The sequence below is a fragment of the uncultured Campylobacter sp. genome, assembly GCF_938017615.1.
GTDB lineage: Bacteria > Campylobacterota > Campylobacteria > Campylobacterales > Campylobacteraceae > Campylobacter_B.
The window spans coordinates 1-9397 of the sequence record NZ_CALIJA010000211.1 but is presented as its reverse complement, the minus strand read 5'-3'; the positions used below and the strand labels follow the sequence as shown (position 1 = coordinate 9397).

The window sequence follows — 9397 nt, the reverse complement described above, 5'->3', positions numbered from 1 at the left end:
ACCTGAGTGCACCTGGTCCACCGGCCCCGACGACGCGGCCGCCGTCCCCGCTGAAACCGCCTCCGCTAAAACCGCCACTTCCTTTAAATTCGCCAAAATCTCCGGATGAGCCGCCTCTCATGCGCGATGAGCGCGCAATTTCGCTTATGATGTCTGCACTTGAGATTATATCCTCGTCGCTTCTTCTGAGGCGCGTCACGCGGCGGCTTAGTATCGCAAAAAGCAAGACCGCAAAAAGCACCATAAAGATCGCAAAGTCCTTGTTGCTCGGATCCTGCTGCGCGTTGGCGTTAAGGGGATCAAATTTTATATCGCCGCCTTCGATCGTGCTGATGATCGCCGAAATCCCGCTAATGACGCCACTTTCATAATCTCCCTGCCTAAAATAGGGCAGAATTTTATTGCTGATGATACGCTTGGCGCGCATATCGGTTAGCACGCCCTCTAGCCCGTATCCGACCTCGATACGCACTTTATGCTCGTGTGGAGCGACAAGCAGCAGTACGCCGTTGTCGCGCCCTTTTTGCCCGATACCAAGAGCGCGCGCCTGCTCTACGCCGATTTCCTCGATAGAGTAGCCACCGAGCGATTTTAGGCTTACGAGCATGATCTGGTTTGTGGAATTTTTATCGAAAGTCGTTAAAATTTCATTCAGGCTCTCTCTTGCGGCTGGGCGTAAAATACCAGCCTCATCAATTACGGCGGTGCCGTTTGGATGGGCTAGATACTCGCTAGGTGCGGCGACGCTTATTGCAAATAGCGCCATTATGGCAAAAGCAAATCTCCAAGCCACTTTCATCGCAGCTCCACCAAGGTCTCTTCTATCTCGTTATTTTCGCTATCTTTAGACACTCGCATGGCTAGCTCGCACAGCGCGTCCATCGCCTTTAAAACGGCAGGCTCAAGACCTTGCGTGCTGGGGTTAAATTCTGTCGTGATACGTTCAAACTCACCCTTAGAGATAAACTCCGCCGCTTGCGCGCCGCAGATGATATGAGCGCAGCGCTCGCGGACGCAGACACAAAACATTATCGCTTCTTTTACGCTGCCATAACGCTCGTAAAATTTTTGCATCGCAAACTCGCCCGAGAGCCGAAGTCTGCGAGATTTAGGCGTGATTAGAGTTAAAAGCGTGGGGCATTTAGCTAGCAGAGCTTTAATCGCAATGAAGCTAAGCGCTACGATCTGCAGTAGCTCAGCTTTGCTTATTTGCGGCACGAAGCACATAATGATGCCGATCACAAACGCCGTCACTGCCGCCGCGCTGTAGCTAGATTCGCAGTCCTCGCTTGCTTCGCGCGCGACCACGCAGACGATCTGCGCACCGCTTGCGGCTTCGGCTTTCGTGATTAGCTCGTGGATTTTTTGCTTGCACTGCTCGCTTAGCATTTGTCTCCCTTAGCGTTTATTTAAACGAGACGCTAGGGGCTTTTTGGCTTGAGCTATCAGCGCTAAAGCTAGGTTTGGCGCCGCCTAGTCCTACGATGCGCGCGATGATGTTTGTAGGGAAGGTTCTAATTAGCTTGTTGTATTCCTGCACCGAGGCGATGTAGTCCTTGCGCGCTACGGCGATGCGATTTTCCGTGCCTTCGAGCTGATTTTGCAGCTCGGCGAAATTCTGATTTGCCTTAAGATCCGGATAACGCTCGACTACCAGCATCAAGCGCGATAGGGCCGAGCTAAGCTCGCCTTGAGCGCCGTTAAATTTCGCAAACGCCTCCGGATCTTGCGCTAAACTTTCTGCATTGATATTGACAGCAGTTGCCTTAGCGCGGGCATTTATAACGCCTTCTAAGGTATCTTTTTCATGGCTAGCGTAGCCCTTGACGGTTTCTACGAAATTTGGAATCAAATCGGCGCGGCGCTGATATTGGTTTTGTACCTGGCTCCACGCGGCCTTAACTTCTTCGTCTTTACTTACGAGTTTATTGTAAACGGGTACTGCAAATATCGCAAACGCAATCGCCGCAATCACTAAGACGATTAGAGCTTTGATTAAGATATGAAGCCCTCCTTTTTGGCGCGGATACTCTCCTCCGCCAAAGCTCTCGCCTCGCGCGGATAAGCCTTTATCGTCGTAACCTATACGCTCGTTATTTTCTCCTTGCAGCTCTTTCATTGAAATCTCCTTGGGATGTTGGAATTTAATTTGACTAAAATTTCATACTCGATCGTGCCGAAGCGCTTAGCCCAGTCCCGCGCGTCGCCCAGCACGCAGATGCGCTCGCCGCCGAATTCTGCACAGAAGCTATCCATCGACATCTTGCCTAGCATCCGCTCGCCGCCTGGTAGTACGAGCTCGCCCTCGCCGTCGTAGCGGAGTAATCCGTCCGCGTAACCCAGATCGTAGGTGCCGATCTTCATATCGCGCGGCGCTTCAAATTTCGCGCCGTAGCTGACGCGCTGACCCTTTTTTAGCACGCGCGAGCTGATCAGATCGGCATAGAGCTTTAGCACGCGGCGTAAGCCTAAGCTTTCGTCAAACTGCGCGTAGCCGAACTGCGCCATCCCCACGCGCGCATACTCATCCTCAAAGCCCGCTCTGCGCTCAATCGCTGCGGAGTTGCTCGAATGAAATTTTAAATTTCCAAAGCCCGCGGCGGCGGCTTTTTGCTCCGCGAGCCGCTTAAATTCTATAAAATTTTGCCTCTGCGCGAAAAAGTCGCCATTTAGCTCGTCGCTTGCGCGAAAGTGCGTGAAAAAGCCCATCAGCTTAAACTCCCCCGCCTTGCACAGCCTAAGCGCTTCATCTAGCTCGCTCGCGTCAATGCCGTTTCTATGCATCGCGGTATCTACGGCGATGTAAATTTTAGCGCCCCGTTTAAGACGCGAGAAGTAGCTCATATCGTTGATTGTGTAGCAAAACCGCTCATCCTCGTCCCCGCGCGGAATGTGCGAGAGCACTAAAATTTCATCAAATAAATCCGCAATCTGCGCAGCTTCCGCAGTACTTCGCGTTACGGCGCGTACGAAGCCTAGCTTTGCCGCTTCCTCGCAGCAAAGCCTGCAGCCATGGCCGTATGAATTATCCTTGGCTACTAAAAATACTCGTTCCGCGCCACCTACTTTGGCGGCAATTTGCGCTAGATTGTGCGCATAAGCGGCGCGATCTAAGATGATCTCAGACATCGAAGTCTAGCCCATAAGTGCGGTATAAATATGGCAGCAGCTTGCGCGCGGCGTAGTCGTATCCGTAGAATTTCGCATAAACTTCTTTCAAGCTAGCCGCACCTGCGCGCTCGAAATCAAATACATCGGTATCCGCGATTTTTGGCACGCGCTCATCTAAGAATTTAAAAAATTCCGCTCTCGCAGCTAAAAGCTCTTTTATATTTTTCTCAACCTCTTGCTTTTCAGATTCGTTCATCTCTGGTCCTTTAAATTTTCTAGTTTACCTAAAAATACGCGCTGCATCTCGTCGCGAAACTCGGGGCTGCTGGCCTCGAAGCGAGTTACGATCACAGGCGTGGTGTTGCTTGCCCGTACGAGCGCCCAGCCGTCATCAAACCGCACTCTGATGCCGTCGATCTCGATAATATCGCGGATGGGTGGCAGCTCCGCGATACCTGCGTGGATTTGAGTTTTAAGAGCTTCGATGATCTTAAATTTCGCCTCCTCGCTCGTATTAAATTTAATCTCGTCGGTGCTAAAAACCCGCGGCAGCTTGTCTAGCTCGGCGTCTAAATCATATCCTTTAGCTACGAGTTCAAGCACGCGCATCATCGCATATACGCCGTCATCAAAGCCGAAATATCGCTCTTTAAAATAGATATGCCCACTAACCTCGGCGGCAAGGTCGATACCAAGCTCCTTCATCGCCTTTTTGATATTGCTGTGGCCGGTCTTGCCCATGAAGCTTTTGCCGATCTTATCGATGGTATCATACATCGCTTGAGAGCATTTGACTTCGCCTAGGATGCGCGGATGGTGCATGTTTAGAGCAAGCAGGCAGGCTAGCTCGTCGCCCTTGATATTGCGGCGCGGCGTAAGCACGGCGATCCTATCTGCATCCCCGTCAAAGCCGAAGCCCAAAGCCACGCCGTCTTGTTTCATCGCAGCTTTGAGATCCACTAAATTTTTCTCCTCGCTGGGGTCCGGGTGGTGGTTTGGAAAGTTGCCGTCGGGCTGCGGGAACAAAACTTTAGCGTTTAGTCCTAGCCTTTCGACGATTTTAGTAGTCGTAACGCCTGCCGCGCCGTTTGCGCAGTCAATGATAAAAGGCGCGGCAAAGCCCTTAAGAGCCGCAAATTCTTTCTCAAAATATGCTAGATACTCGCTTAAGATGTCGTACTTCTGGGCGCTTGTGTCGGTTGGAATTTCAAAATTTGAACCAATCAGCTCCCGCACCTGCGCACCTAGGCGTTTCAAATCCGAGCCAAAGAAGCTATCCGTGCCGATCGTGATCTTAAAGCCATTGTAATTTTTGGGATTGTGCGAGCCGGTAATCATTACGTTTGCGTCAAATTTATGCGTAAATACGCTAAAATAGCCCACCGGCGTCGGTAGTAAGCCGATATTATAAACTCGCAGTCCGGCAAAATTTAGCCCGCTTACGAAATAGCCAAAAAGCTCATCCGCGCTAAGACGGGCATCGTATCCCACGCTAACGCGCTCAAGCCCTAAATTTGCGATATGTTTGCCCAGAGCAAAGCCGATCGCCTTTACGCTGCGCTCGTTTAGCTCCTCGCCCACGATGCCGCGAATATCGTATTCTCTGAAGATATCTTCGATCATAAAATTCCTTTAAATTTAAATCGCGGTATTTTATAAAAACTTGCTTAATATTTATATTATAAATGATAAAATCGCCGCTAAAATTCCAAAGGATGATTATGAAAAAATTTATTCTAGTAGCGATTTTAGCGGCTTTTGCTTGCGCGGGCGATTACGATCTCGTAGGTAGCGTAAATACTTCGTTTAGAATTTTTGGCAAAGACGATCGCATCGAAGTTATCGCGGTTAAAGATCCTAAGGTTGATGGAGTAACCTGCTACGTCTCTTATGCCAAAAAAGGCGGCGCCAAAGAGATCATCGGCGTGGAGGAGGATCGCTCCGAAGCCTCTGTGTCGTGCGTGCAGACAGCGCCTAAAATCATCATTAAAGAGGAGCTGAAAAAAGAGGATATTTTTGAAAAACGCAGCTCGTTGATCTTCAAAAAGACCCATGTAGTCAGGCTTTACGACGCGGTGCAGGGCTCGCTAATCTATTTGGTTTATTCAGACAAAGTGATCGATGGCTCGCCCAATAACTCGATCTCGGCGATCCCGTGCCACCAAGCTGTGGGCGACGTGTGCGAGCTCGCATATACCCAAGGCAAAAAATAATAAGAAGGAATTACGCAAAGATAGAATTTTATCGCAGCGGAATTCTAAATTAGAAATTACGCTGTGAGATGGCGCATGAAATTTACATAGAATTTTGCCAAATTCTGCAGCATTTTACAAAATTTATCCGCGCCGTTAAATTCCTAAGCGAATGCCTAAGAAGAGAATTTTACCGCTTTATAAAAGCATCTTAACGCATATTTGAGCTACGCTAGTAGGCGTGCGCTTGCAAGTCGTAAAATGAAAAATTAAGCAATTTTTGCTAAAATCTCGCGATTTTGAAAACCCTCGTAAATCTAAAGGAAATCAATGAAGACATTTTTTAGTATGGAGTGCGCGTCAGTGATGCTACTGATTTTGGCGCTAGCCTGTGCGATCGCCACTTTCGTAGAGACCGCTTACGGTACGGAAGTAGCTTGGGCGATGGTTTATTCTACTGCATGGTTTGGCGCGCTGATGGTGCTTTTGGGAATAAATTTAACCTACAATATCTATCGCTACCGCATGATTAAGCTTCGCACGCTACCTGCGCTGATCTTTCACGCGAGCTTTTTGTTTATGCTTGCTGGAGCGATTTTGACGAGATATTTCGGCTTTGAGGGCAATATCCATATAAGAGAGGGCAGCGAGAGCTCGATCGTAACGACTAAAGACGAGGTCGTTCAGCTTCTTACTTTAGGCAGCGACGGCGAGTTTATATCTGCTGACGAGAGCAAATTTTTAAACGGCGCGGGACGGATGAACTTTGATCTCAATCTAGACGTAGAGGGCAGGATCGCAAATTTAAAATTTAAAGAGCTAATAGAACACGGCGAGCTAAAATGGGTGCAAGATCCGACCGGACAGGCTCCTGCGCGCGTGGAACTATTATTTTCAAACAATGTCGGTAGTCAAAACGTCTCCTTGCAATCGGGTGAAAGCATGGAGATAGGCGAGCTTAGTATCACTTTTAATGCAGAGCCTAAAAGTAAGAATTTTATCTACATAAAATCCAAAGACGGCAAATTCTATTTAAACTCAAGTCTTGATATAAACGCCACTAAAATGGCTGATATGAGCACTGCGACGCTTAAGAGAAACAAGGATAATCCGCTAGGCAATCTCTTGCTTTACAGCTTTGACGAAATAAATTTCGCCCCCGTTAGCCTACTTAGCTCCGCGGTCGAGAAATTCGTCCCAGTCGATACGAATTTACCGGGTGAGCCCGGCGTAGTAGCTACACTAAGCTTTGCAGGGCAGAGTCGCGAAATCTACGTACCTAGGGATTCGCATGGTGCTAGCTACAAGGTAGGTGATAAGAATTTCATCGTAGCTTTGGCGCCAAAGATGCTTCATCTGCCTTTTAAAATCGCGCTTCGCGATTTTGTGATGGATCGCTATCCGGGTACCAATTCGCCCTCCGGATATAAAAGTGAAATCACGCTAAAAGACGGCAATACGAGCTTTGATTATGATATTTTTATGAATCACGTGCTCGATTACGGCGGATACCGATTTTTCCAAAGTTCATACGACACGGATGAGCGTGGTACCGTGCTTTCGGTCAATAAAGACCCCGGCAAAGTTCCAACTTACATCGGCTATTTTTTGCTTTGCGTAGGGATGTTTTTTAACTTTTTTAATCGGGGCTCGCGCTTTTTCAAGCTCTCGCGCTTAATCAGCGAAAATACGCATCTTGCTCGAGAAAAAGATGTAAATTCTAAAAATTCGGCGTCTAGCTCGGTGCCCGCAAGCTCCGCAGAAAACTCTGCATCAAAACGCGCCAAAAAATCGCGACGCGGCACTAAAGGCGCAGCATTAGCATTTGTAGGCGCATTGGCTTTGAGCTTGAGCGCATTGTATCCTATCACAGCAAATGCCGAACAAAGCTCCACGACTCAAAATTCTACTTCGCAAAATTCTGCCTCAAACGCAGCCGCAGAAAATTCCGCGCCGCAAAGCTCGGCTAGTGTGCAAGATCCGGCTTCGCAAAATTCCGCGCCGAATTCCGCCGCCGAAAATTCCAAGCAGAGCTCCGTTTCGCAAGAATCTGCAGCGGAGCAAGACTCCGTCCCGCCGCATAATTTTTCTACTATGGGAGGCGAGCTAGCCGTGCCGAAATTTGATCCTAAATTTAGTGAGGATTTAGCAAGCCTCGTAATTCAGGGATTTGATGGGCGAATGGAGCCTTTTGATACAGTTTCTAGGGAGCTTTTAAATAAAATTTACCGCGCCGACAACTACAAGGCGCTAAATGGCGAAATTTTAAACCATAACGCCGCTGCGCTTTCGTTTATGCTAAATCAAAGCTACTGGAGGCGTGCGCCGATTATCAAGGTTAGCGAGCCGGAGCTTAAGAAAATTCTAGGTATGGATGAGAAGCAAAGCCACGCCAGCATGATGGATTTTTTTGAATTTAAAGGCGGCGAGAGCTACTACAAGCTCGATAAAATGGTCGAGGAGATCAACCGCAAGCCTTTGGGCAATCGTGGCGTGCTAGATAAAGAGATCATCAAGGTAAACGAGCGCGTAAACGTCTTTTACTCGGCGTTTATGGGGGATTATTTTAGAATTATTCCGGTTAAGAACGCTAAAAATAACGAGTGGCTTTCGCCGCTATATCTAGGCGATGCGCTGGATCAAAACGAATCTGCTGAAGTTAAAAAGATGATGGGAATATTCGTTTCGTCCGTGGTCTATGCCCAAGAAAGCGGGGATTGGAGCGGCGCGGAAAAGATGCTAAGCTACGTCAAAAAATACCAGGCACAAAACGGCGCAAACCTAATGCCTAGCGAAAGCGCGATAAAATATGAAATTTTATTTAATAAGGCTAAAATTTTTAAGCGCCTCTTTCCGATCTACACTATCTCGGGATTTTTGCTTCTGATCTTTATCTTTTTGCGGATGATGAAGCCCACTCTTCGCTTAGGCGGCGCGTTTAAGCTCGTTTATATCGTAAATATCGTCGCATTCATCGCGCATACCGCGGGTCTTGCGCTGCGCGGCTACGTCTCGGGGCACGCGCCGTGGAGCAACTCCTACGAATCACTCATCTATATCGCGTGGGCGCTGTCGCTAAGCGGCATTTTTTTCTCACGCAAATCTGCAATCTCGCTGGCGCTTACCTCGATAATGGCGGGCATCACGCTGATGGTGGCGCATCTTAGCGACATCGATCCGCAGATCACCAATCTCCAGCCGGTTCTAAAATCGCACTGGCTTACGATCCATGTCTCGGTAATCACAGCAAGCTACGGGTTTTTAGGCCTTTGCATGCTGCTTGGAATTTTTACCCTCGTGATGTTTCTGTTCGATAAGAAAAACCCCGAAATCGCTCGCAATATCACGGAGGCTACGCATATCAACGAAATGTCGATGATCCTAGGGCTTTGTTTGCTGACGGTCGGCAACTTCCTAGGCGGCGTGTGGGCGAACGAAAGCTGGGGGCGATACTGGGGCTGGGATCCGAAGGAGACCTGGGCGCTCATTACGATTTTGATCTACGCGGTAGTAGTGCATTTTAGGTTTATGCCTAAGCTCAATAATCAATTCGCTTTTGCCGTAGCCTCGATGTTTGCGTATTTTAGCGTCATAATGACCTATTTTGGTGTAAATTTCTACCTAAGCGGTATGCACTCCTACGCTAGCGGCGAGCGCATCCCGGTGCCAGGCTGGGCGTATGTGATGATCGCTTCGATGGTGGCTCTTGCAATCGGAGCGTATTTCCGCTCGGGCAAATCGGCTAGACTTTAGATAGGTGGGGCTCAAATTTTAGAATAATAATTTTGAAATTTCGCCCGGATTTCGCAGCTTGCCGAGGCTTTATGGATTTATGAAATTTATCTTTAAATTTTGGATAGGCTTTGAAACCCCACAGAATTTTATAGAATTTTACGGCTCGCGATTGCGCTAAATTTTAAAATTTTGCATCGCGACAGAATTTTTGATGCTTGAAATTTTAAGACGTCGTAAAATTCTAATGATTTGGAATTTGCACCGCTACGGGATTTTAATGTTTTAAATTTTACTTCTAGTGGAATTTTTTCATACGACGGAAGTGCGACGAATTCTAGAATTTTAAAATTTCAGCTAAC

8 protein-coding genes are annotated in these 9397 nt (G+C 48.0%); 2 read left to right on the top strand and 6 right to left on the bottom strand.

Going from position 1 to position 9397, the window contains the following annotated elements; all coding sequences use genetic code 11:
* From Q0620_RS10655 to Q0620_RS10630, 6 genes are all read right to left on the bottom strand, one after another.
* Window positions 1-799, bottom strand: a 799-nt coding sequence (locus tag Q0620_RS10655) for a TPM domain-containing protein (protein WP_298785132.1), incomplete at its 3' end; no start/stop codon positions are given.
* Complete coding sequence (locus Q0620_RS10650) at window positions 796-1389, bottom strand: hypothetical protein (RefSeq protein ID WP_298785131.1); 594 nt, start codon at window positions 1387-1389, stop codon at window positions 796-798. The genes Q0620_RS10655 and Q0620_RS10650, both read right to left, overlap by 4 nt.
* Window positions 1390-1405: 16 nt before the next feature.
* Complete coding sequence (locus Q0620_RS10645) at window positions 1406-2119, bottom strand: LemA family protein (protein ID WP_297916495.1); 714 nt, start codon at window positions 2117-2119, stop codon at window positions 1406-1408.
* Window positions 2116-3129, bottom strand: a complete 1014-nt coding sequence (locus tag Q0620_RS10640; RefSeq protein WP_298785129.1) for an alanine racemase — start codon at window positions 3127-3129, stop codon at window positions 2116-2118. The genes Q0620_RS10645 and Q0620_RS10640 overlap by 4 nt, the downstream gene beginning before the upstream one ends.
* Window positions 3122-3367 carry a CmeU family protein gene (gene cmeU, locus Q0620_RS10635; RefSeq protein ID WP_298051192.1) on the bottom strand — a complete coding sequence of 82 codons (246 nt, stop codon included), beginning with the start codon at window positions 3365-3367 and terminating at the stop codon, window positions 3122-3124. Before cmeU ends, Q0620_RS10640 begins: the two co-directional genes overlap by 8 nt.
* Window positions 3364-4734, bottom strand: a complete 1371-nt coding sequence (locus tag Q0620_RS10630) for a phosphomannomutase/phosphoglucomutase (RefSeq protein ID WP_298785126.1) — start codon at window positions 4732-4734, stop codon at window positions 3364-3366. Before Q0620_RS10630 ends, cmeU begins: the two co-directional genes overlap by 4 nt.
* Window positions 4735-4832: 98 nt before the next feature.
* Here Q0620_RS10630 and Q0620_RS10625 point away from each other — a divergent pair, with 98 nt between their 5' ends.
* Window positions 4833-5324, top strand: coding sequence for a CreA family protein (locus Q0620_RS10625; protein ID WP_298785124.1), 492 nt, complete (start codon window positions 4833-4835; stop codon window positions 5322-5324).
* Between the two features lie 309 nt (window positions 5325-5633).
* The gene (gene ccsA, locus Q0620_RS10620; RefSeq protein WP_298785121.1) at window positions 5634-9056 is read left to right on the top strand and encodes a cytochrome c biogenesis protein CcsA; all 3423 of its coding nucleotides are present in this window, start codon (window positions 5634-5636) and stop codon (window positions 9054-9056) included.
* Window positions 9057-9397: the final 341 nt, after the last annotated feature.

Coding starts and splice junctions, on each gene's coding strand:
- Q0620_RS10650 (WP_298785131.1), bottom strand. CDS start 1,389: ATGCTAAGCGAGCAGTGCAAGCAAAAAATCCACGAGCTAATCACGAAA.
- Q0620_RS10645 (WP_297916495.1), bottom strand. CDS start 2,119: ATGAAAGAGCTGCAAGGAGAAAATAACGAGCGTATAGGTTACGACGAT.
- Q0620_RS10640 (WP_298785129.1), bottom strand. CDS start 3,129: ATGTCTGAGATCATCTTAGATCGCGCCGCTTATGCGCACAATCTAGCG.
- cmeU (WP_298051192.1), bottom strand. CDS start 3,367: ATGAACGAATCTGAAAAGCAAGAGGTTGAGAAAAATATAAAAGAGCTT.
- Q0620_RS10630 (WP_298785126.1), bottom strand. CDS start 4,734: ATGATCGAAGATATCTTCAGAGAATACGATATTCGCGGCATCGTGGGC.
- Q0620_RS10625 (WP_298785124.1), top strand. CDS start 4,833: ATGAAAAAATTTATTCTAGTAGCGATTTTAGCGGCTTTTGCTTGCGCG.
- ccsA (WP_298785121.1), top strand. CDS start 5,634: ATGAAGACATTTTTTAGTATGGAGTGCGCGTCAGTGATGCTACTGATT.